Source organism: Halomonas sp. I5-271120 (genome assembly GCF_030553075.1).
Lineage (GTDB): Bacteria > Pseudomonadota > Gammaproteobacteria > Pseudomonadales > Halomonadaceae > Onishia > Onishia taeanensis_A.
On record NZ_CP130701.1, the window covers coordinates 455,579 to 478,160 of the forward strand.

Genomic DNA, 22,582 nt, shown 5'->3' on the forward strand with positions numbered 1-22,582 from the left:
CCCAAGACATAAGGGCCGAGGATAGCAAGTCCAGAACGCAAAACGCCCCGGTCATATGCCGGGGCGTTTTCGTTGGTGCTTGATTGTCAGCAACAGGTCTTATTCGGGACGCCTCACCTGCCATGAGTCGTGCGGCAGAGGCGCCTACACCTAGACGTCTCGATCAGGGTAAGGGCCAGGTCAGGGACTAGCTCATGACCCCATTTGGGACTGGCCTCAGGAACTCGTGACGCCGATAGAGCACTGAGCCTCTGTGGGCGGCGAGTGTGCGGCGTGCAGGCGACCAATGAGTTGATCTTCCAGATCGAACCGTGATTCCAGGCCCCGGGCCAGGCGATCCAACCAGGCCGGTAGGCGACTCAGATAGTAGTCGCAACGGCTTGGAGTTGCATAGTCGGCATCGAAGGACAGCACCAGCTCGGTGGACATCTCCAGACGCTCGAGCAACTGGTCGGCAATGGTCAGCGCCTCGTCGTCGCTGAAGGCCTTGGCCTCCTCACGCAGTTGCGGGTAAATCTCGAAATGGCCAGCGCTGATGTAGTCCATGAGCAGCTCACTGAAGCCATCGATCTGCGCTTTTTCAACCGACTCGAGAGCATCGTCGCAGTCCTTTCTGAGAGCGACGAAGCTGTTCAGCATTACCCGACGCTCCTCGAGCCATCGATCGATCAGCCGATGAACTCCCCCCCAGCGCTCCAATGCGGTTTGGCAATCTTCCAGCATAGTGGCCTCCCAAGCCCGGGCTCTATGCCCACTGACGTAACTCCGTTGTGAGCAAGACTCCGCTTCCGTGGATGGCCTGTCAATGCAAAGATGCCGCCTCTGTTGATCCAGAACAACACTTAGTCAACGCACGAGCGTTTCAAGCAGTCACTTGACGACGACGCCCGCTCAAGGCAGCGCGCAGCATGCCCAGCGGCGCCAGTGCCAGCACCAGAAAGCCGATCAGGGTCCAACCCGGCAACGACAGGCCAAGCAGGCGTCCGCCGACTTCCGCACACTCTCCGGAGCCTACCAGCACCATGCTCAACACCTTCTGGAGCGGCAGAATCTCCAGCATGTAATCAAGCCCCGGGCCACAGCTCGGCACCTCGCTGGGCGGCAGCGACTGGAGCCATAGGTGGCGGCCGGCAAGCCCTATCCCAGCCGCCACCGTGACGAGCCCCAGTAGCCCGTAGACGACTCCTCCCCATCCACGGGGCCCATGCAGCGCGGCCAGGGCAAGCACCAGAGCAGTGGCCAGCACCGCGACACGCTGGAAGATGCACAGCGGACAGGGCTCAAGCCCCATGGCGTGCTCAAGGAACAGCGCAACGCCCATCATCAGCACACAGAAACCCAGTCCTGCCAACGCAAAGCGTCGCGGCGTCCACACCTCGAGAGATCGCATCATGCGGAAAACATCCTTAAAGAGAATCAGAGACTAAGGACCTCGCCCGCTCTACATGGCGAGATGGCGAGATGGCGAGGCCCGGCCAGGGTTCAGGCCTCGCCGATGGGACGAGGTTCCCGCGCCCGGGCGAAATAGTGAGCCAGAAAGTCGTCGAAGTTCTCCACGTCAGCTGCCTCGATGTCGCCCTGCTGCTGCAGGGAGGTCTCGCGAAGCTCTTCAAGCAGCGCATCACGGGCGCGATCCATCGGCTCGGCGCGCCAGGCCTCAGCCTGCTCCCTGGCAAGCGCCAGGGTCGCCTCGACGAAGTCTTCGTCGTTGTCGCGCAGTCGAGCCGCCAACTGCCCGGAAGGCGTCAAGCGCGGGTCATCGAGACGCGGTTCCAGTGCGTTCAGCGCCTGGGCATGTGCTTCGCCACCTTCGATGATATCGAGCAATTCGGCCACGCCCCTGAGCTCCGAGAAGATCGTGTGGCCGCGCTCGGCAAGACGCTGAGACTGGCCGTCGATGGTCAGGCACAGCTCGGGGTCACGGCCGCGCTCGACAACGAGCCGGCGATTGTCGTCGAGCCGATCGCACTCCTCATCGGAAATCCACGGGCTTTCAGTAAGCAGGCACCACAGCAGGAAGGTATCGAGGAAGCGCATCTGCGTCTCGTCCAGGCCCAGCGCCATGAAGGGGTTGAGGTCGAGACAGCGCACCTCGATGTACTCGACGCCACGCGCCTCCAGGGCCTGGGTCGGGGTCTCGTCGTGGCGCGCCACCCGCTTAGGGCGAATGTCGCTGTAGTACTCATTTTCGATCTGCAGGATATTGGCATTCAGCTGCCGCCATTCCCCGTCTTCCTTGACGCCCTTCTCCTGATAGGCCGGCCAGGGGGTCGAGATGGCATGGCGAAGCGTGCCGACATAGTTCGACAGCGAGTTGAAGCAGATTTTGAGCTGCTCCTGCACCTTATTCTGGTAACCCAGATCGGACATGCGAAGCGTCGTGGCATAGTCGGACAACAGCGTATGGCGGCCATGACGGTGGAGCTTGTCGGAGGCAAGCCGGCCCTCGAGGAAGCTCTCATCGATGGCAGGCGACGCACCGAACAGATACATCAAGAGCCAGCTATTGCGACGGAAATGCCGGATCAGCCCGAAATAACGCAGCGACCGATAATCACCCTCGGTGTCACGACCCGCCTGGCGGTCGAGTTCCTTGAGCAGCGGCCAGAGGTTGTCCGGCACCGAGACGTTATAGTGCAGTCCGGCGATGGCCTGCATGATGCGCCCATAGCGCACATCCAAGCCCTTGCGATAGACATGCTTCATGGTGCCGACGTTGGAGTCACCATAGTCAGCGATTGGCACACTATCGTTGCCATTGAGCCGTGAGGGCATACTGGCTGGCCAGATTAGCTCTTCGCCCAGATAGCGATAGCTATAGCGATGCAAGTCACCAAGAAACGCCAGTGCATCCGCCGGCCGACAATGCACCGGTGTGATGTACTCGAGCAGCGCCTCGGAGTAATCGGTGGTGATGTACGGATGCGTCAGCTTCGACCCCAGGCGACGGGGATGTGGCGTCGCGGCAATCATGCCGTGGGCATCGGCGCGCAGGCCCTCTTTCTCGATACCACGACGCAGTCGGCCGATCAGCCCTTTGCGGGCAGGCCCCTTGAGACGGGAGAGGACGGTGGCGAGTTGCTCGGACAAGGTGAACACCCCATGTCATGGAAGGGCGGGGCCAGGCCCCTCTCTTCGCTCTTGAAAACGGGGCGAGCGCCATAGTCGTGACGCTCGCACGAAACGGGTTCCCACAATCGGGATCTCAAACAAATAATTATGCGGCCTCGACGGCGGCTTTCAAGGCGCCGTCAGCAGGCCATCACTTGGTCTTGTGCTTGGCCTGCAGCAGGGCCGCACCCAGCGCGCCCACCGACTGGTCGCTCCGCGGGGCTTCACCGCCCTGGCGGCGCGGCTTACGGTCACGAGCGCTGCCGCGCCGCGACTCTCCGCCACGTCCTCCGCTGCTTTCGGCTTCGGGCGCTTCGGGCTCGTCGTCCAGCCGCATCGACAGGCCGATGCGCTTGCGCGGAATATCCACTGCCATCACCTTGACCCGCACGATGTCGCCGGCCTTGACCACGCTGCGCGGGTCCTCGACGAAGCTGTGCGACAGCGCCGAGATATGCACCAGGCCATCCTGGTGGACACCGATGTCGACGAAGGCGCCGAAGTGAGTGACGTTGGTCACACTGCCCTCGAGCAACATGCCGGGCTCGAGATCCTTCAGGGTCTCGACGCCCTCCCGGAACTCAGCGGCCTTGAACTCCGGACGTGGATCGCGGCCCGGCTTGTCGAGTTCCTTCAGGATATCGCTGATGGTGGGCACACCGAAGCGCTCATCGGCATGGTCGGCGGGCTTGATCGCCTTGAGAGTGGCGCTGTCGCCGATCAGGCTCGCCACCTCGCGGCGACCGGCCTTGGCGATGCGCTCGACCAGCGGATAGGCCTCCGGGTGCACGGCGCTGGCATCCAGCGGATTGTTGCCGTTCATGATGCGCAGGAAGCCGGCACACTGCTCGAAGGTCTTCGGCCCCAGGCGACTGACCTCGAGCAGCGCCTGGCGGCTCGAAAAGGCACCTTCGGCGTTGCGGCGGGCGACGATGTTCTCGGCAAGCCCCGGGTTGAGCCCCGAGACCCGGGAAAGCAGCGCGCTGGAGGCCATGTTGAGATCCACGCCCACGGCGTTGACACAGTCCTCGATCACCGCCTCGAGGCTTCTGGACAGCTGCACCTGGGAGACGTCGTGCTGATACTGGCCGACGCCGATCGACTTGGGCTCGATCTTGACCAGTTCCGCCAGCGGGTCCTGCAGCCGACGGGCGATCGAGACGGCACCGCGGATGGTGACGTCAAGATCGGGGAACTCCCGCGCCGCATACTCGGAGGCGGAATAGACCGAGGCGCCGGCCTCGCTGACCATCACCTTGCTGATCTTGCGACCACCCTGGCCGCCCAGACGACTTATCAGCTCACCGGCCAGCTTGTCGCTTTCGCGGCTGGCCGTGCCGTTGCCTACCGCGATCAGCGCCACACCGTGTTTCTCGACCAGCTTGCCAAGCACCGCAAGCGCCTCATCCCAGCGGTTCTGGGGCGCGTGGGGGTAGATGGTGGCATGCTCGAGGAACTGGCCGGTGGCGTCAACCACCGCGACCTTGCAGCCCGTCCGCAGCCCAGGGTCGAGGGCCAGCGTGGCCTTCGGGCCCGCGGGTGCCGCCAGCAGCAGATCCTTCAGGTTAGCGGCGAAGACATTGATGGCCTCGAGCTCGGCGCGCTCGCGCAGCCGGCCCATCAGCTCGGTCTCAAGATGGGTGTAGAGCTTGACCCGCCAGGTCCAGCGGACCACCTCGCGCAGCCAGCGATCGGCTGGGCGGCCATGGTCCTGAATACCGGCCTGGCGGGCAATAGCCACTTCGGCCGGGTGTACCGGCGCTTCGTCCTCGCCGGGTAGCTTGAGGGCCAGCGCCAGCACCCCCTCGTTGCGGCCACGGAACATCGCCAGGGCACGGTGCGATGGCACCTTGGCCAGCCGCTCGTCATGCTCGAAGTAGTCGGAGAACTTGGCGCCCTCCTCGGCCTTGCCCTCGATCAGGCGGGCGCTGAGCTCGCCCTCCTCCCAGAATCGCTCGCGCAGCCGCCCGACCAGCTCGGCATCCTCGGCGAAGCGCTCCATGAGAATCTGCTTGGCACCGTCGAGAGCCGCCTTGGCGTCCTCGATGGCCGGGGTATCGCCCTCAGCGGCGCGCAGGTAGCCCTGAGCTTCCTGCTGGGGATCAAGAGAAGGATCGGCAAGCAGCGCATCCGCCAGCGGCTCCAGGCCAGCCTCACGGGCGATCTGTGCCTTGGTGCGGCGCTTCTTGCGATAGGGCAGGTAAAGATCTTCAAGTCGCTGCTTGGTGTCGGCATCGCGAATCTGCTTGGCGAGAGTGGGGTCGAGCTTGCCCTGCTCGTCAATGGCGGCAAGCACCGCCTCGCGGCGCTCTTCGAGCTCGCGACAGTAACGCAGACGCTCATCGAGCTGGCGCAGTTGGGTGTCGTCCAGCCCGCCGGTGACTTCCTTGCGGTAGCGGGAGATGAAGGGCACGCTGGCCCCGCCGTCGAGCAGCTCCACCGTGGCCGCCACCTGCTGGGGGCGAACGGCGAGTTCTTCGGCGAGGCGAGCATTGATCTTGGCTTGTGCGTCCATGGAGTCCTTGACGTTCGACCGACGAAAGATCGCGACAAGGTACCATAAACGCTTGGACATCGCTGGTATCCCAGCAGCGCCCCAAGTCGCCCGTCTCCGTGTGGCACCTGTCGGCGCAAGCTGTCCTCAAGGCGGCTCGGCGCCGGCCGATAAGAAGACCATGTGGACCTGACTTTCCACATGCCCCTTCCTCTGTCGGCTCAGGATACAAAAGCCCATGTTAGAGCAATTGAATAAGATAAGCGTTAAATACGCTATTGCCTTCATCGGCGTGGCACTGTCGTTGATCGCTGTCGTCACGGTCGACTTCCTCCTGGTCAATACCGTCAAGGAACGAATGACCGAATTCAGCAGCACCTTTAACAACGCAACATCCAATGTTCTCAACGCCGACCGCGACCTCTATCAGGCGCATGTCGCCATCCTGGAATACCTGGGCGAGGAGCCGGGCACCACTTCAGCCAAGGCCCAGCTCGACGATTATCGCGAAAATGCCCAGCAGGCCTATGACCGGATGCAGAACTTCCAGCAACTGCTGGCCGACTACCCCAGTATCACAGCCAAGCTGAATGGATTCGAGCAGCTCTATACCGACTGGCGCAGTCAGACTGACCAGGTCATTTCCCTGCACGACAACGGCCGACGGGATGATGCAGATGTCCACTTCGAAGGTCCCATGAGCCAGGCCTTTGGCGCCCTGCGCAACGTCTATGATATCGGGGGCGAGGCAGTCGCCGACAAGACCCAAGCGCTTGAAGCGGCCACCCTCGAGAAGGTCCAAGCTCAGCAATATGCGGTCACTCTATTTACATTGGTGGTGGCCATCGTCGCCATCGCCATCGCCCTGGGGGGACCACTGATGATGTCCAGGGCGATCCGCCAGATCACACATCGCATCAAAGAGATTGCCGAAGGCGATGGCGACCTGACCGCGCGCATCCAGTCAAAGCGCAGAGACGAAATTGGCGAACTCGCCTCTCAATTCAATGTCTTCGTTACGCGCATCGACCGGACCCTACAAGCTGTTCGCGCCAGCACCCATAGCGTACAACATGCCTCCGATGAGATCGCCAAGGGCAGCCAGGATCTGGCCTCGCGCAGCCAGCAAGCGGCCTCCAATCTGCAGGAGACATCGGCCTCCATGGAGGAGATCACATCCACAGTAAGCAACACCGCCGACGCAGCACAGCAGGCCAATCAGCTGGTACAGTCGACGTCGAACGTCGCCCATGAGGGTCAGCTGGCGATGAGCCAAGTCGAGCAGACCATGGACGACATCAGCGCCTCGTCGGCCCAGATCAAGGACATCATTGCCCTCATCGATGGGATAGCTTTCCAGACCAACATCCTGGCACTCAATGCCTCAGTCGAAGCGGCGCGCGCCGGCGAGCACGGTCGTGGCTTCGCCGTTGTGGCCCAGGAAGTACGCACGCTGGCCGGTCGTTCCAGCGATGCGTCTCAGAGCATCCGCGAACTGATCGACACGTCGGTCACACGCACTCAGTTCGGTGCCGACTTGGTAAAAAGAACGGGCAAGACCATGGAGGAGATCGTCAAGAGCATCAGCCGCGTCACCGACGTTATCGGCGACATCAGCGCCGGCGCGAAGGAACAGAGCCTAGGCATTGGCCAAGTCAACACGGCAGTGAGCGAACTCGACGCCATGACCCAGCAGAACGCGTCCATGGTTGAACAGACCAATGCCGCCGCGTCCGGAATGCAAGAGCAAGCGGAGCGTCTCAACGAACTGCTCGCCTCGTTCCGGTTGGGCAATGATCTGAGCGAAAGCTTGCCTTCCCCCTCAGCCACCGGCGCCGGCACAACACACGCTTCCGCCCAGACTTCCCACGCCCAGACTTCCCACGCCCAGGCCGCCCCCGCCCGGACAACCCGAACGTCATCACCCACGCCGTCCAGAGCACCGGCCGAGGAATGGGAGGAGTTCTAGACACACGCGTAACCTGAAGAAAGACGGCCAGAGCAATTGCTCTGGCCGTCTTGTTTCTTGTCCATGCTGCACGCTAGCCGGATCAGGCAGCCACGAAGGTCAGCGCCAGGCCATTGTTACACCAGCGCAGGCCGGTGGGCTCTGGCCCGTCCTCAAATACGTGCCCCTGGTGCCCACCGCAGCGCGCGCAATGATACTCGGTGCGCGGCCAGATCGACGAGTAGTCGACCTCGGTCAACAGGTGGCCTTCCACGTGGGTGAAGAAGCTCGGCCAGCCGGTGCCGGAGTCGTACTTCATGTCACTCTTGAAGAGCAGCAACTCGCAGCCCGCACAGCGGAACTCCCCTTTTCGGGTTTCCTTGTCCAAGGGGCTCGAATGCGCAGGCTCGGTACCCGCCTCGCGCAGCACGTTGAACTGCGCTTCGCTAAGCCGCTCACGCCACTGCGCCTCGCTGAGTTCAAGCACCTCGATTCCCGCGGCGCGCTCCAGGTCCAGCTTGGGCCGGGCACTGGCCAGTGCGGGAAACAGGCTTGCTATGCCGCCGGCGCCAAGCAGACCGATAAAGTGTCGACGTTGCATTACTACCTCCACTGATGGCACCGGTTCATCCAACATGGCGACGGTGCGCCAGGAAGCCCCGGTACTTAAGTTCAGGTGCCTGGATATAAGCAAGCACTTGAATACAGGTATCCGAATACAGCTGCCTGAAAGGCGACGCCCACAAAAAAGGGAAGCCGCAGCCTCCCTTCTCTGACTCTTGATCGGCGCCGGGGTTCGCCCCTGTGCGCTAACGTTTACGCCTAAAGGCGCTTACGTCAGTTGCGGACCGGCCTGCACGATCGCCTCGTCGACGCCGGCAAACTTCTTGAAGTTGTCGACGAACTTGGCCACCAGGTCCTTCATGTGGCGATCATAGGCGGCGCGATCTTCCCAGGTCTCGCGCGGATCGAGCAGGCTCGAGTCGACGCCCGGCACGGCCATCGGCACCTCGAGGTTCAGGCCCTCGACGGTGCGGGTCTCGACGTCGCGCAGCACGCCGGACTGAATGGCGCCAATGATGCCGCGGGTGGTGGGGATCGCGAAGCGCGAGCCGCCTTCGCCATAAGCACCGCCAGTCCAGCCGGTGTTGACCAGGTAGACGCGCGCATCATTCTCTTCGACGCGCTTGATCAGCAGATCGGCGTACTCGCGGGCCGGGCGCGGGAAGAAAGGCGCACCGAAGCAGGTTGAGAATGTCGCTTCCAGGCCTGCCGAAGAGCCCATCTCGGTGGAGCCGACCTTGGCGGTGTAGCCGGACAGGAAATGATAGGCCGCGGCTTCCTTGGACAGCACCGATACCGGCGGCAGTACGCCAGACATATCGCAGGTCAGGAAGATGATGGCGTTGGGTTCGCCGGCCCGATTCTCCGGCACGCGCTTCTCGATGTGCTCGAGCGGATAGGCGGCACGCGAGTTCTGGGTCAGGCTGTCATCGGCATAGTCCGGGCTGCGACGGTCATCGAGCACCACATTCTCGAGCACCGCGCCGAACTGGATGGCCTGCCAGATCACCGGCTCGTTCTTCTCGGACAGGTCGATGCACTTGGCGTAGCAGCCGCCCTCGATGTTGAACACCGTGCCCTTGCCCCAGCCATGCTCATCGTCGCCGATCAGGTAGCGTGCCGGGTCGGCTGACAGCGTGGTCTTGCCGGTGCCGGACAGGCCAAAGAACAGGGTGGTCTCGCCGTCTTCACCGACGTTGGCGCTACAGTGCATCGGCAACACGTCATGAGCCGGCAGCAGGAAATTCTGCACCGAGAACATGGCTTTCTTCATTTCGCCGGCGTAGTGCATGCCGGCGATCAGCACCCGACGACCGGCGAAATCCAGGATCACCGCCGCTTCGGAGTTGGTGCCGTCGCGGGCCGGGTCGCAGGCAAAATGAGCGGCATTGAGGATGGTCCACTCGTCCTTGGTGGCCGGATTATAGCCCTCTGGACGCACGAACATGGTGCGACCGAAGAGGTTCTGCCAGGCCGTCTCGGTGGTCATGCGCACCGGCAGGTAGTACTGCGGATCGGCCCCCACGTGCAGCTCAGAGAAGAAGCTGTCGCGCTCGCCCAGGTAAGTCTCGACCCGCTGCCACAGCGCCTCGAAGGCGGCCGCATCGAAGGGACGGTTGACGCTGCCCCAGTCGATCTGGCTGCTGGTCGACGGCTCCTCAACGATAAAGCGATCCGCCGGTGAGCGCCCCGTGCGCGCCCCGGTGTTCACTACCAGGGCGCCGTTGTCGGCCAGTCGCCCTTCGCCGCGAAGCAGGGCATGCTCGACCAGCTCAGCGCTGCTCAAGTTGGTGAATTGCTGATGGCTGGCGGTCGCGTCGACGCGTGGGACGGCTTGGTTCGTGGTCATTTAGGTGTCCTGGGCCCGAAGGCACTTCTCTCTCGATGGCCGGCGCGTCATGACGCGCCCTCTGTGTTCGCGCCGGCGCCGGTGACAGGTGGGCCTGTTCTTTTGGGGAAACGGCGCCGGGCGGCTCGAATGGTCGAGCATTATGGCAAAAAGGGACGCGTGGGAAAACGCCCCGTTTCGCTATCGTTCGTGTAGTTTTTCTACTACATAGAAGCACTTATCCGACGATGGCGCGCATCGCTCAGTGAAGGGTCGGCGAAGGCGCGTCAGGCGACTCGATCAGCGCTTCGATTTCCGCAGCACCAAAATGATAGCGGGTATGGCAGAAGTGGCACTGGGTGTCGACGGCCTGCTGCTCCTCGAGGATGCTGCGCAGCTCCGCCTCACCCAGATTGTGGAGTGCCCGGGCGATGCGTTCCCGCGAGCAGCTGCAGGCGAAATACAAGGGTTTGGGATCGAAGACCCGCACGGTTTCCTCATGGTAGAGCCGATGCAGAAGCTCACGCTGCTCGAGGCCGAGCAGTTCTTCATCCTTGAGGGTGCTGGCCAGATGCACGGAGCGTTCCCAGGCGTCCTGGTCCTGGTTCTGGCTCTCGTCGGGCAGGCGTTGCAGCAAGAGCCCACCGGCCCGATGCTGCTCGGCATCCGCCGCCAGCCAGAGCTTGGTCGGCAACTGTTCAGAGCGGGCGAAGTAATCTTCCAGGCAGCCGGCCAGGCTGTCTTCGCTAAGCTCGACGATGCCCTGATAGCGGTTGCCCTCTTTCGGGTCGAGGGTGATCACGATGCGGCCATCGCCCAGCAGCTCGCGGAAGCCGGCGCCGTCATCGGGCAGGGACTGATCCTCGGCCAGGCGCGCGATGCCCCGTAGCTCACCACCGGGGTTGGACTCGGCCATCAGCAGGCCCAGCGGCCCGTTACCGCGCACCTCGAGGCTCAGGGTGCCGTCGAGCTTGACGGTCTCGGTGAGCAGCGCAGCGGCGCTCAGCAGTTCGCCCAGCAGCCGGGCAACCGGCGCTGGGTAGGTTTGGGTATCGAGCACCGCCGCATAAGCAGCGTCGAGGGTCATCAGCTCGCCGCGAACGTTGGTGTCGTCGAGCAGGAAGCGTTGGATCTGGTCGGTCATGTGAAGATTTCCGGTAACGTCGAATCTGGGGAATGCGGGCTCTGCAGAGCGCTGTCGGCGCCTAGTCGCCCGAGTCACGCATGAAGCGCTTGATCTCGCGCCGATCGCGCCGGTCGGGCCGCTTGAGGGGGTGCTGCATGGCCTGGTTGGCCAGACGACGCTGCTCGGCTTCCTTAGTACGGCGCGCGACGCTCTCCTCGGTCTCGCGGTACAGGGTGCGCGCCTCCGGGGCGCCGCGTCTCTGGCCAGAGAGCTCAAGCACCTCGACTTCGTAGGTGTCGAAGCCCTGCGGTACGCGAACCAGGGCGCCCACCTCCACCGTCTTGCTGGTCTTCGCGCGGCCACCGTTGTAGTGCACCTTGCCGCCCTCGACCGCCTTCTTGGCGAGCTGGCGGGTCTTGAAAAAGCGCGCCGCCCACAGCCACTTGTCGAGTCGTACGTCGCCCATGCTTACCCCTCCTCGTCTTGCTGATCGCCGGGCCGCTCGTTTGGCAGGATGCTCGCGAAGCGATCCAGGGCGATAAACTCCTCGAGATCGCGTTCCGGGCGTCGGCTGTCGGGCTGCTTGATGCCCAGCAAATGGCGGATGCCGAACTCACGAGCGCTCTCGAGCACCGCCGGATTATCATCGATAAAGAGCGTCCGGGCGGGATCGAAGGGCTCGATGTCCTGCAGGGCGAACCAGAATTCCTGCGCCTCCTTGGGAACGCCGACATCCGCCGAGGAGACAATGGCATCGAGGAAATCCTCGAGCCCCGTCAGCGGCAGCTTCAGCGCCAGGCTCTCGCGGTCGGCATTGGTCGCCAGCACCACCCGCGGATGGGCATGCTTGAGCCAGGTAAGAAAGTCCAGAGCGTCGCTACGCAGACCGATCAGGTGCTGCACCTCACGCTTCAGGGCGACAATATCGACGCCCAGTTCGCGGCTCCAGTAGGCCAGGCTGTACCAGTTGAGAGTGCCCTGCTCCGAGATGATGCGCGAGCGGATTTCCTCCTGGCTGGCGGCATCCAGGCGGTGCAACTCGACATAGCGGCGTGGCAGGTGCTCAAGCCAGAAGTGGCTGTCGAAATGCAAGTCCAGCAGGGTACCGTCCATGTCCAGCAACACGGTATCGATGGCGCGCCAGTCGATCATCGGCCAAGGGCTCCGCAGCAATGAATAGAGTGCTATTGTACCCCTTCATGCCATCGCTGCCCACGGAGCCCCCATGCCACAAGACGCCGACTGGCCACAGAAACCCCGCACCCTGGCACGCCGCGAGGTGGCCAGGAGCCGACTGTTCGCCATCGAGGAAATGGAGCTGCGGTTTGCCAACGGCGCCGAGCGCACCTTCGAGCGCCTGATGCCACGCGGCAACGGCGTGGGCGCGGTGATGATCGTGGCCATGCCCGACCCCGAGCATGTGCTGCTGATTCGCGAGTATGCCGCCGGATTCGACGACTACGTGCTGACGCTGCCCAAGGGGGTGGTCGACCCCGGCGAGGATATCGTCGGTGCGGCCAATCGCGAGCTGATGGAGGAATGCGGATTCGGCGCCCATCGCCTGGAACCGCTGGTGGAGCTGTCGCTGGCGCCCAACTACATGCATCACCGCATGCAGGTGATGCTGGCAAGCGACCTTTACCCCCAGCGCCTGCCCGGCGACGAGCCGGAGCCGCTGATCGTCGAGACTCACGCCATCGAATCACTACCGAGCCTGCTCGCCCGTGAAGACTTCCACGAGGCCCGCGCCATCGCCGCGCTCTACATCGCCAGAGACCGGCTGCGCGAGGCCAGCCCGTCGATGGATCTCTGGTAGCCCTGGCTTCACAGGGCGGCGACGGCTGCCCGCAGACTAGCGCTGGCGCATGCCATTGCCCTCGCGCAACTTGACCCAGCGCTGCTGGCGATAGCTGTCGAGGCCGGCCTCCAGCAGCGTCATCACCTTGATCGCCGAACCAGCATCGACAGGATTCGCCGCCTGACCCGCCAGCGCATCGGCAATGCCCTGATAGTAGGCCAGGTAGTCACCGGGCAGCGTCGGATGCTCCCGGGAAACCAGTTCCTGCGACGCTTCGTCCCAGGTCCGCAAGGTGCCGCGGTTCGTATCGACACCCCACTCTGGCCCCGGCGTATCGCCGGCCTTGAGGCGATCTTCCTGGGGGTCGAGGCCATACTTCACATAGCTGCCCTTCGTGCCGTGGGCGGCGAAGCGTGGCGTCGGCTCGGCGATCAGCGCACTGGCCTTGAGCGTCACGCGGCGCTCGTCGTAATCGAGCAGGGCCACGAAGTCATCATCGGTCTGGGCACCGTCACGACTCACCGCCAGGTCGAGCAGAATGCCCCGCGGCATGCCAAACAGCTCCAGCGCCTGGTCGAGAAGGTGCGGCCCCAGGTCATACCAGATGCCACCGCCGGGCTGGGCCTGTTCCCGCCAGCGATCGCGCACCTCGGGGCGAAAGCGATCGAAGCGTGATTCAAGTGAGACCAGACGACCGAGCTCGCCAGCATCCAGCAGCGCCTTGAGGGTCAGATAATCGCTGTCCCAGCGGCGGTTGTGGAATACCGACAGCAGCCGATCGCTCTCTTCGGCCAGACCGCGCAGCACCTTCGCCTCTGACAGGGTCACCGTGAAAGGCTTGTCGACGACCACGTGCTTACCGGCAGCGAGTGCTGCCTTGGCCAGCGGAAAGTGGCTCTGATTGGGCGTCGGAATCACCACCAGGTCGATGTCACTGCGCGAAAACAGCGCCTGGGGCTTAGCCTCCACGTCCATCTCGGGCAGCCTTGCGTGCACCTTGTCGGCGTCACTCGAGGAAATCGCCACCAGTTCGAGATTGGGCGTGGCCTGGATCAATGGCACGTGAAAGGTCTGGCTGGCAAAGCCGAAGCCCACCACGCCGACCGTAAACTTCTGCTTCATCGAGGATCCTTGAGGTATGTCGAGAAGATAAGGGCCCTCATGGGCCTGAAGATGTCGCGACCTATAGAGCTGTCGCGCCCATGCATATCATCAAACGGTCAGAGAAACGTCATATCGACCTTGGTCGAGTCAACCATACTGAAGTGTGGCTGTTCTGTTCCACCATGGTGGTTGCCCATGATCGAGGGAGGTTGATTTGATGTGTTACAGCGAAGAAAGTCTTGCACAGCTGATGCTGTGGTATGAACTGGAATGTGAACTGTATGCGCCACTCAATGAGGAAGAGAAGATTCTCGAGGCGGCGTAGGCGCCCCCTGGCGGCGAAAAAGCCAGGAACTGCCGGATTTCATTGAGGCCCGCGCCGAAAGGCGCGGGCCTTATCACTGATGTCAAGCGCATTGATGATTCGCGAGCGCCTCAGTCCAGCTTGTCGAGATCGCGCACCGCGCCCTTGTCGGCGGAGGTTGCCAGCAGCGCATAGGCCTTCAGTGCCGCCGACACCTTGCGAACGCGCTCGATGGCAGGCTTCCAGGCCTGTTTGCCGCGCGCCTCCATCGCCTCGCGACGCGACGCCAGGGTGGCGTCATCCAGCAGCACGTCGATGCGGCGATTGGGGATGTCGATGCGAATGCGATCGCCCTGCTCGACCAGGCCAATGGCACCGCCAGCGGCCGCCTCCGGCGAGACGTGGCCGATGGAGAGTCCCGACGTACCCCCAGAGAAGCGCCCGTCGGTCAGCAGCGCGCAGGCCTTGCCCAGCCCCTTGGACTTCAGATACGAGGTCGGATAGAGCATCTCCTGCATGCCCGGGCCGCCCTTCGGGCCCTCGTAGCGGATCACCACCACATCGCCCTCGCTGACCTTGTCGGCAAGGATGTGCTCGACCGCCTGATCCTGTGACTCGACCACATGGGCGCGGCCCTCGAAGACCAGAATGGCGTCATCGACGCCGGCGGTCTTCACCACGCAGCCATCGACGGCGATGTTGCCCTTGAGCACCGCAAGCCCGCCCTGGGTAGAGAAGGCATGGGCCAGATCGCGAATGCAGCCGGTGGCACGATCACCGTCCAGGCTCGGCCAGCGGGCACTCTGGGAAAACGCGGTCTGGGTGGGAATACCGCCGGGGCCGGCGCGGAAGAACTCCACCACCTCGGGGCTCGGTGAGCGCATGATGTCCCACTCATCGAGTGCCGCGGCCAGGCTATCGCCATAGACGGTCGGCACCCGGGTATCCAGCACGCCGGCCCGGTCCAGCTCGCCGAGGATCGCCATGATGCCGCCGGCCCGATGCACGTCCTCGATGTGATACTTCTGGGTGTTGGGCGCGACCTTGCACAGCTGCGGCACTTCCCTGGACAGCCGATCGATGTCGTCCATGGTGAAGTCGACCTCGGCCTCCTGCGCTGCGGCCAGCAGGTGCAGGATGGTGTTGGTGGAGCCGCCCATGGCGATATCCAGGGTCATGGCGTTCTTGAACGCCGCCTTGGCACCGATGGCGCGGGGCAGCAGATGTGCCTCGTCGCCCTCGTAGTAGCGCTTGGCCAGCTCGACGATGCGATGCCCGGCAGTCTCGAACAGCCGCCGGCGATCGGCGTGGGTGGCCAGCACCGTGCCGTTGCCGGGTAACGCCAGACCCAGAGCCTCGGTCAGGCAGTTCATCGAGTTGGCGGTGAACATGCCCGAGCAGCTGCCACAGGTCGGGCAGGCGCTGCGCTCGACTTCGTTCAGCGTCTCGTCGTCAACGCTATCGTCGGCGGCCATGACCATCGCATCGACCAGATCCAGGCCGTGATCCAGCAGCTTGGTCTTGCCGGCTTCCATGGGCCCGCCGGAGACGAAGATCACCGGCACGTTGAGGCGCATGGCGGCCATCAGCATGCCCGGCGTGATCTTGTCGCAGTTGGAGATACACACCAGGGCATCGGCGCAGTGGGCGTTGACCATGTACTCGACGCTGTCGGCGATGATGTCGCGACTCGGCAAGGAATAGAGCATGCCGTCATGACCCATGGCGATGCCGTCATCCACCGCGATGGTATTGAATTCCTTGGCCACGCCCCCGGCCTTCTCGATCTCGCGAGCCACCAGTTGACCCATGTCCTTGAGATGCACATGGCCCGGCACGAACTGGGTGAAGGAATTGGCGACGGCGATGATCGGCTTGTGGAAGTCGTCGTCCTTCATTCCGGTGGCGCGCCACAGGGCCCGGGCGCCGGCCATGTTGCGACCGGCGGTGGTGGTGCGAGAGCGATATTCGGGCATGCGATCCTCTGTCTTCTTGCGCGTCTCGTGTCTCGAGACGTCGTTTTCGTCGTCCTGGCGCCACGGTCGTTGCCGGGCGCTCGGTGTCCAGTGAACCGACGATTCTTACATGAGCCCGGTTGGCATGGAAGCGCCCGCCCCTTCCCGCAGCGCTCTCCGCCACATTCTCCGCTGCACTTCTCCGTAACGCTCTCAGCAACGCTCTCAAGACGCTCTCAACGACGCTCGCCGCGACGCCCTGGGCAACGACGGCCTTCGACGGGCGCTACACCGCCACCAGGCGGCCACCCAGCAACTGCAGACGACGCTGGGCCAGAGCGTCGACGTCTTCCGGATCGTGACTGACCAGCAGCACCGCGACACCCGCCGCCTGCTGGCGGCGCACCAGGTCCCAGAGCGCCTCGCGATTACCGCGATCCAGGCCGCTGAAGGGCTCATCGAGCAGCAGCACGCGGGTCTCGCGCAGCAGCGAGCGCAAGAGCGCCACCCGCTGCTGCTGGCCGCCAGAGAGCTCGCCGGGTAACCGATCATGCAGTCCGTCCAAGCCGACCTCGGCGAGGCCTTCGAGAATACGTCCGCGCTGGGCACCCGAAAGCGTGAGATCCGGTGAAAGCCCCAGACCAACATTCATCCAGACCGGCAGATGTTCGAAAAGGTTGTGATCCTGAAAAACCGTGGTCATGCCCCGATTCCAGGGCGGTTGCTCGATCAGGTTTTCGCCTATCTCCTCGTTCAGGCCCTTGGTCAGGCACTCGCCCTGCCCCTCGCTCAACCAAGAGAGCCGGCCATCGCTTGGGGTAAGAAATCCCGCCAACAGATTAAGCAGGGTGCTCTTGCCCGACCCGGAGGGCCCGGATACGGCCAGGCACTCCCCCGGCGCCAGGCGGAAGGTGAAGGCGAAGTCCGGGGTCTCGCCCGGATCGCAGCGGGTGTAGTGAAAACTCAGGTAATCGGCGGAAAGCATCAGGGCTCCGGGCGGTCCGCGTGAGGCTTACGGGAATGAGGTCTATGCGGATAAAGAAATGGATAGCGCGGCAGGTGACGCGTCAGCCAGGACAAGAGCACGAACAGCGCGGCCACCGTTGCCAGCAGCACCAGGGCAGTGGCCGCGGCGGTCTGCCAGCGGTAGCTGCCGAGCTGCTGGTAGAGCAGCATCGGTAGCGTCGGCGCCGAGGGGCTGCCGAACAGGGCGATAACGCTGAAGTCCCCCATCGACAGGGTCATGGCATAGGCAAGGGCCAGCGCCGCCGGGCGTCGCAGGCGCGGCCACAGCAGCCAGCGAAAGCGCGCCACGCCTTGAATATCAAGCTGGTCGGCGAGTCGCCGCTGGGCCAGCGGCAGGCCGAGCAGCGCTCCGCGCAGCACCTGCATGACGAACGGCAGGGCCATGAAGCCGTTGACCAGCACCACCAGACCATAGCCCTGCCAGCCACCACCGAGCCGCGGGCGCAGCAACAAGAAGAGCCCGGTACCCAGCACCAGCGCCGGCAGCACCAGGATCAGCTGGCCGCTGCCCTCCATCAGCCCCGCCGCCAGGCGCCGCCCGCGTGCGGCCAGCCAGCCGCGACCGGCGAGCAGGGCAAGCCCCAGCATCAGCGCCAGGCTCCCCGCCCCGGCGGCCATGACGAGACTTCGCCCCAGCGCCGGCCACAGGCTCGACTGACCGGCGAGATCGGTCACACCCCCGAGCCCCGCCACCACCACCGCCGCCAGGGGTGGCAGCAACAGTAAGGCAAGACCCACGAGCCAGAGACCATCCGTGATCCGTGAGACACCCAGGGCGTCGCGGCGCTGCCAGCGCCCCTTGAGCGGCATTGCGCCGTCGCCAGCCACCAGCGAGGGGGCTCCGCCGCGGTTCAGCGCCAGGGCCCAGAGCCCCAGGCAGATCGTCAATTGGGTCAGCGCCAAGAGTGCCGCCAGCGCCAGGTCGTTATCGAACTTGAGGGCCTGATAGAGCGCGACCTCGAGCGTCGTCGAGGAAGGCCCACCGCCCAGGGTCATGACGATGGCGAAGCTGGTGAAGCACAGGGTAAAGATCAGCGCGGCGAGTCGTGGCAGCAGCCTCTTGAGCGCCGGCCATTCGAGGGTACGCCAGATGGCCCGGCGTTTGAGACCAAGCTGCGCCGCCAGACGCCAGTGGGCGGCGGGGGCGCGTTCAAGCTCCTGCAGCAGCAGCCGAGCGGCCAGCGGCAGGTTGTAGAAGACATGCGCCAGCACGATGCCAGAGAGGCCATAGAGATAGCCCGCCGGCGTGCCCGTCAGTGCCTCCCAGAGCGGCGACGCCCAGCCCTGACGGCCATGCACCGCCACCAGGCCAAACAGGGCGATCAGGCTGGGGATCACCAGCGACAGCTCCATGGCGCGCAGCAACAGGCGACGCCCGACAAAATGCGGTCGCCGGGCCAAGGCCACCGCTACTGGCACCGCCAGGGCCAGCGAGGCAAGCGTCGATAAGCTGGCCTGCCAGAGGCTGAAGCGCAGCACGCCGGCCAGATACGGTTCCCGCCACAGGCTCGACGGCGAGATACCGGGCGCCTGCACCAGCAACGCCCCCAGGCTGCCAAGCCCCAGCCCGACCAGCGCCGTCAGGGCCGCGAGCCCCGCCCAAAGTGGCAGGCGGGTCAGCCGCCGGCGGCCATATGGGGTCGCCTCGCTCGCCGTTAGCGCCTCAGACGCCATGGCGCACGGCCAAGACCTGAGCATAGGTGCGCTTTACCTGCGTCATCGAGTGCTGGCATTGAGCCATTCGCGGATCCATTCGCGGCGATGGGCCTGCACCTCGTCGGGGGTGAAGGTGAAGCTCTCGGGCTCGATCAGTCGATCGAAGACCGCGGGGCGCTCATCACCGAGCTCGATGGCCGGATACATGACGTTGCCAAGCGGTATATGGCGCTGGAAGTCCGGGGTCAGCACGAAATCGAGAAACTCTCTCGCGAGCGCCGGGTGCTCGCTGGTCTTGAGCATCGCCGCGGTCTCTACCTGCAGGTAATGCCCCTCGGCGAATTCGGCGGCCTGATAGCGATCGGTGTCCTCGACGGCCATGTGGTAGGCCGGCGAGGTGCTGTAGGAGAGCACCATCGGCGCCTCGCCGTTCATGAACAGCGAGAAGTAGGCCTGGCTCCAGCCGCCGGTGACGGTCAGCACGTGATCGTTGAGCTTCTCCCAGGCCGCAGGCGCCTCGTCGCCGTAGACCCGCTTCATCCACAAAAGGAGCCCAAGACCGGTAACGCTGGTGCGTGGGTCCTGAATGATCACCTTGAGATCGTCAGGCGCTGCTAACAGCTCGGCGAAGCTTGTTGGTGGGTTGGGCAGGGCCTCGCTGTCATAGACGAAGGCAAAGCGCCCCCAGTCATAAGGCAGGAAGACCGGATCGTCCCAGGCGATCGGCAGTTCCAGGCGCGACAGATCCGCCTGGTGCGGGGCCAGCAGATCCAGGTCACGCGCCTCTGCCATCAGGTTCATGTCGAGACCCAGCACCAGATCGGCGGCACTGCCCTCGCCTTCCAGGCGCAGCCGCTGCAGAATATCGACGCCGCCGGAGAGTGCTACGAACTCGAGCCGGCAATCGCCGCAGCGCGCCTCGAAGGCTTCCTTGATACCCGGGCCCGGGCCCCATTCGGCGACGAAGGAATCGTAGGTGTAGACCGTCAGGGTGCGCGGCTCGTCGGCCATCGCCGAAGCGGCGGCCAGCCCTGCCGCAAGGCCTGCCGTGACTCCCAGTGCCGTGCGGATCGCCTTGGCGTTCATGATGGTAGTGTCCCCTCATGCGCAGGGCCCCGAGATCGGGGCCCTGCCGTGATGAAAGCGTGACCGGTGCCTCACTCAGGCACCGACAAGGACGCCGGTGTCTAGAAGACCACTTTGGCCACGTCCTTGTACTGCTTGGCGAAGTGAACCGTCATGCCCTCGCGCAGATAGTCCGGCAGCTCGTCGTAGTCACGCCGGTTGGCCTCGGGCAGGATCACCTCGAAGATGTCGCTGCGCCGTGCGGCGATGATCTTCTCGCGGATACCGCCCACCGGCAACACCTGGCCGGTCAGGGTCAGCTCACCGGTCATGGCAAGCGAGCGATCGATGGACTGATGGCGCGCCAGCGAGAGCAGCGTCGTGGCCATGGTCACCCCCGCTGAGGGGCCATCCTTGGGCGTCGCCCCTTCCGGGACATGCAGATGAATGAAGGCGTCGTTGAAGAAGTCGGCATCGGCGCCGAATTCACCCAGATGGCCCTGCACATAGCTGTAGGCGATGTTGGCGGACTCCTTCATCACATCGCCGAGCTGGCCGGTAAGCTTGAAGCCGCGATCCAGGGCATGGACCTTGCCGGCTTCCACCGGCAGGGTCGCGCCGCCCATCGAGGTCCAGGCAAGTCCGGTGACCACGCCCTCGCCCTTGAGCACCGTCTCCTTGCGAAACGGCGGCGCACCAAGGAATTCCTCGAGGTTGTTGACCGATACCTTGACCGTCTGCTGGTCGTGCTCGAGCAGCTTGACCGCCGCCTTGCGTACGATGCGGTGCAGCTGTTTCTCCAGTTGGCGCACGCCGGCCTCGCGGGCATAGCCCTCTATCACCTGGCGCAGCGCCGCATCGGTGAGGTTGATGCGCTTCTTGGGGATCCTGTCGCGTTTGAGCAGCTTCGGCCAGAGGTGGTGCTTGGCGATGGCCATCTTTTCCTCTGCGATATAGCCGGACAGGCGGATCTGCTCCATGCGGTCGAGCAGCGCCCCGGGGATCGAGTCCAGGGTGTTGGCGGTGCAGACGAACAGCACCTTCGACAGATCCAGCCGCACGTCGAGATAGTGATCAAGGAAGTCGACGTTCTGCTCCGGGTCGAGCACTTCGAGCAGCGCCGAGGCCGGGTCGCCCTGGAACGACTGACCAAGCTTGTCGATCTCGTCAAGCATGATCACCGGGTTTTCGACTTCCACTTCCTTGATGGCCTGAACCAGCTTGCCCGGCATAGCGCCCACATAGGTGCGGCGGTGGCCCTTGATTTCGGCCTCATCGCGCATGCCGCCCACCGAGAAGCGATAGAACTCGCGACCCAGCGCCTCGGCGATGGAGCGTCCCACCGAGGTCTTGCCGACCCCTGGAGGCCCCACCAGCAGCAGGATCGAGCCGCCCACGTCGCCCTTGAAGGTGCCTTCGGCGAGAAACTCGACGATGCGCTCCTTCACGTCAGCAAGGCCGTCATGGTCGCGATCCAGCACCGTGCGCGCGTGCTTCAGATCGAGCTGATCCTGACTGGTGATGCCCCAGGGCAGCGAGGTAAGCCAGTCGAGGTAGTTGCGGGTTGTGCCGTATTCCGGCGAGCCGGTCTCGAGCACCGAGAGCTTGTCGAGCTCATCGTCGATGCGGCGCATCACCCGCTCGGGCACCTCGAGCTCGGTGAGGCGCTTCTTGAAGGTATCGACGTCGTTGTCGCGGTCGTCCTTGGAAATTCCCAGCTCGCGCTGGATGACCTTCAGCTGCTCGCGCAGGAAGAATTCGCGCTGGCGATCCTGCATCTGGGCGTTGACTTGGTCGCTGATCTCGCTCTGTAGCTGAGCGACCTCGATCTCCTTGCGCAGCAGCGGCAGCACCTTCTGCATGCGCTCCATCACCGGCCAGGTCTCGAGAATGGCCTGCAGCTCAGGGCCCTTGGCGGAGGTCATGGCGGCGGCGAAATCGGTCAGCGGCCCCGGCTCATGGGGGCTGAAGCGGTTGAGATAGTGCTTGAGTTCTTCGCCGTAGAGCGGGTTGATGGGCAGCAGTTCCTTGATGCCGTTGATCATCGCCATGGCGTAGGCGCGGGTCTCGTCCTCGTCGGCGTTGACCGGCTCCTTGGGATAGCTGACCTCGACCAGGTAGGGCGGCTTTTTCGACAGCCAGCGCTGGATGCGAAAGCGCCGCATGCCCTGGGCGATAAACTGAATCTGATCATCCTCGCCCTGCACCTTGTGCATGCGCACGGCGGTGCCGGTGACCGGGAAGTGGCCGTAGTCCAGTTCGTCGATCTCGGTATCGCCCACATAGGCAAGGCCAACCGTATGATGCGGCGTATTGCCCACGCGCTTGATGGTCTCTTCCCAGCGCGGGCGATGAATCACCAGCGGCTGTACCTGAGCCGGAAAGAAGGGACGGTTGTGAATCGGCAACAGATAGATCCGCTCGGGAAGATAGTCCCGAGTCGGCACCACTGCGCCACTTTCGATGTGAGCATCTTCGTCCGGCGCCTCCTCGTCGGAGGCCCGGTCATCGCGTTCGTAAAAGACTTGCTGAAGATCGTCGTCGCGCTCGCTCATGATCCATCCTGTGATCCGGTTGGCCGTATGACCCTAGGCCATGGAATG

General features: G+C 64.0%; 17 protein-coding genes. 2 read left to right on the top strand and 15 right to left on the bottom strand.

Annotation, left to right across the window (positions count from 1 at the left end; genetic code table 11):
- Positions 1 to 216: 216 nt before the first annotated feature.
- The 4 genes from rsd to Q2K57_RS02030 all read right to left on the bottom strand — a co-directional run bounded on the left by rsd (position 217) and on the right by Q2K57_RS02030 (position 5,626).
- Entirely contained in the window at positions 217 to 723 is a 507-nt protein-coding gene (gene rsd, locus Q2K57_RS02015; RefSeq protein WP_112054697.1) for a sigma D regulator, read from the bottom strand.
- A gap of 139 nt (positions 724 to 862) precedes the next feature.
- The gene (locus Q2K57_RS02020; RefSeq protein WP_112054698.1) at positions 863 to 1,393 is read right to left on the bottom strand and encodes a disulfide bond formation protein B; all 531 of its coding nucleotides are present in this window, start codon (positions 1,391 to 1,393) and stop codon (positions 863 to 865) included.
- 89 nt (positions 1,394 to 1,482) lie between these two features.
- Positions 1,483 to 3,090, bottom strand: a complete 1,608-nt coding sequence (gene gshA / locus Q2K57_RS02025) for a glutamate--cysteine ligase (RefSeq protein ID WP_112054758.1) — start codon at positions 3,088 to 3,090, stop codon at positions 1,483 to 1,485.
- A gap of 172 nt (positions 3,091 to 3,262) precedes the next feature.
- Positions 3,263 to 5,626: a Tex family protein gene (locus tag Q2K57_RS02030; RefSeq protein ID WP_304526643.1), complete on the bottom strand. Its 2,364-nt coding sequence runs from the start codon at positions 5,624 to 5,626 to the stop codon at positions 3,263 to 3,265.
- Between the two features lie 217 nt (positions 5,627 to 5,843).
- On the opposite strand from Q2K57_RS02030, the gene Q2K57_RS02035 reads away from it, so the two are divergent.
- Positions 5,844 to 7,574, top strand: a complete 1,731-nt coding sequence (locus Q2K57_RS02035; protein WP_304525999.1) for a methyl-accepting chemotaxis protein — start codon at positions 5,844 to 5,846, stop codon at positions 7,572 to 7,574.
- A gap of 82 nt (positions 7,575 to 7,656) precedes the next feature.
- Here Q2K57_RS02035 and msrB read toward each other — a convergent pair whose 3' ends face one another.
- The 5 genes from msrB to yrfG all read right to left on the bottom strand — a co-directional run bounded on the left by msrB (position 7,657) and on the right by yrfG (position 12,223).
- Positions 7,657 to 8,154, bottom strand: a complete 498-nt coding sequence (gene msrB / locus Q2K57_RS02040) for a peptide-methionine (R)-S-oxide reductase MsrB (protein WP_112054701.1) — start codon at positions 8,152 to 8,154, stop codon at positions 7,657 to 7,659.
- Positions 8,155 to 8,385: 231 nt separating this feature from the next.
- Complete coding sequence (locus Q2K57_RS02045) at positions 8,386 to 9,966, bottom strand: phosphoenolpyruvate carboxykinase (protein WP_304526000.1); 1,581 nt, start codon at positions 9,964 to 9,966, stop codon at positions 8,386 to 8,388.
- Positions 9,967 to 10,207: 241 nt separating this feature from the next.
- Positions 10,208 to 11,089 (bottom strand): Hsp33 family molecular chaperone HslO, encoded by an 882-nt coding sequence (gene hslO / locus Q2K57_RS02050; RefSeq protein WP_112054703.1) that lies wholly within the window; start codon positions 11,087 to 11,089, stop codon positions 10,208 to 10,210.
- A 61-nt stretch (positions 11,090 to 11,150) separates the two neighbouring features.
- Entirely contained in the window at positions 11,151 to 11,537 is a 387-nt protein-coding gene (locus tag Q2K57_RS02055) for an RNA-binding S4 domain-containing protein (protein ID WP_304526001.1), read from the bottom strand.
- A gap of 2 nt (positions 11,538 to 11,539) precedes the next feature.
- Positions 11,540 to 12,223, bottom strand: a complete 684-nt coding sequence (gene yrfG, locus Q2K57_RS02060) for a GMP/IMP nucleotidase (RefSeq protein ID WP_304526002.1) — start codon at positions 12,221 to 12,223, stop codon at positions 11,540 to 11,542.
- 73 nt (positions 12,224 to 12,296) lie between these two features.
- Here yrfG and nudE point away from each other — a divergent pair, with 73 nt between their 5' ends.
- Positions 12,297 to 12,887, top strand: coding sequence for an ADP compounds hydrolase NudE (nudE, locus tag Q2K57_RS02065; RefSeq protein ID WP_112054706.1), 591 nt, complete (start codon positions 12,297 to 12,299; stop codon positions 12,885 to 12,887).
- Positions 12,888 to 12,923: 36 nt separating this feature from the next.
- Here nudE and Q2K57_RS02070 read toward each other — a convergent pair whose 3' ends face one another.
- The 6 genes from Q2K57_RS02070 to lon form a co-directional block, all read right to left on the bottom strand.
- Positions 12,924 to 13,991: an oxidoreductase gene (locus Q2K57_RS02070; protein ID WP_112054707.1), complete on the bottom strand. Its 1,068-nt coding sequence runs from the start codon at positions 13,989 to 13,991 to the stop codon at positions 12,924 to 12,926.
- 417 nt (positions 13,992 to 14,408) lie between these two features.
- Positions 14,409 to 16,253 (bottom strand): dihydroxy-acid dehydratase, encoded by a 1,845-nt coding sequence (gene ilvD, locus Q2K57_RS02075; protein ID WP_304526003.1) that lies wholly within the window; start codon positions 16,251 to 16,253, stop codon positions 14,409 to 14,411.
- Positions 16,254 to 16,518: 265 nt separating this feature from the next.
- Positions 16,519 to 17,217, bottom strand: a complete 699-nt coding sequence (locus tag Q2K57_RS02080; RefSeq protein WP_304526004.1) for an ATP-binding cassette domain-containing protein — start codon at positions 17,215 to 17,217, stop codon at positions 16,519 to 16,521.
- Positions 17,217 to 18,932 (bottom strand): thiamine/thiamine pyrophosphate ABC transporter permease, encoded by a 1,716-nt coding sequence (gene thiP / locus Q2K57_RS02085; RefSeq protein WP_304526005.1) that lies wholly within the window; start codon positions 18,930 to 18,932, stop codon positions 17,217 to 17,219. Before thiP ends, Q2K57_RS02080 begins: the two co-directional genes overlap by 1 nt.
- 42 nt (positions 18,933 to 18,974) lie before the next feature.
- Positions 18,975 to 20,000 carry a thiamine ABC transporter substrate binding subunit gene (gene thiB, locus Q2K57_RS02090; protein WP_304526006.1) on the bottom strand — a complete coding sequence of 342 codons (1,026 nt, stop codon included), beginning with the start codon at positions 19,998 to 20,000 and terminating at the stop codon, positions 18,975 to 18,977.
- 101 nt (positions 20,001 to 20,101) lie between these two features.
- Positions 20,102 to 22,534, bottom strand: a complete 2,433-nt coding sequence (lon, locus tag Q2K57_RS02095) for an endopeptidase La (RefSeq protein WP_112054712.1) — start codon at positions 22,532 to 22,534, stop codon at positions 20,102 to 20,104.
- Positions 22,535 to 22,582: the final 48 nt, after the last annotated feature.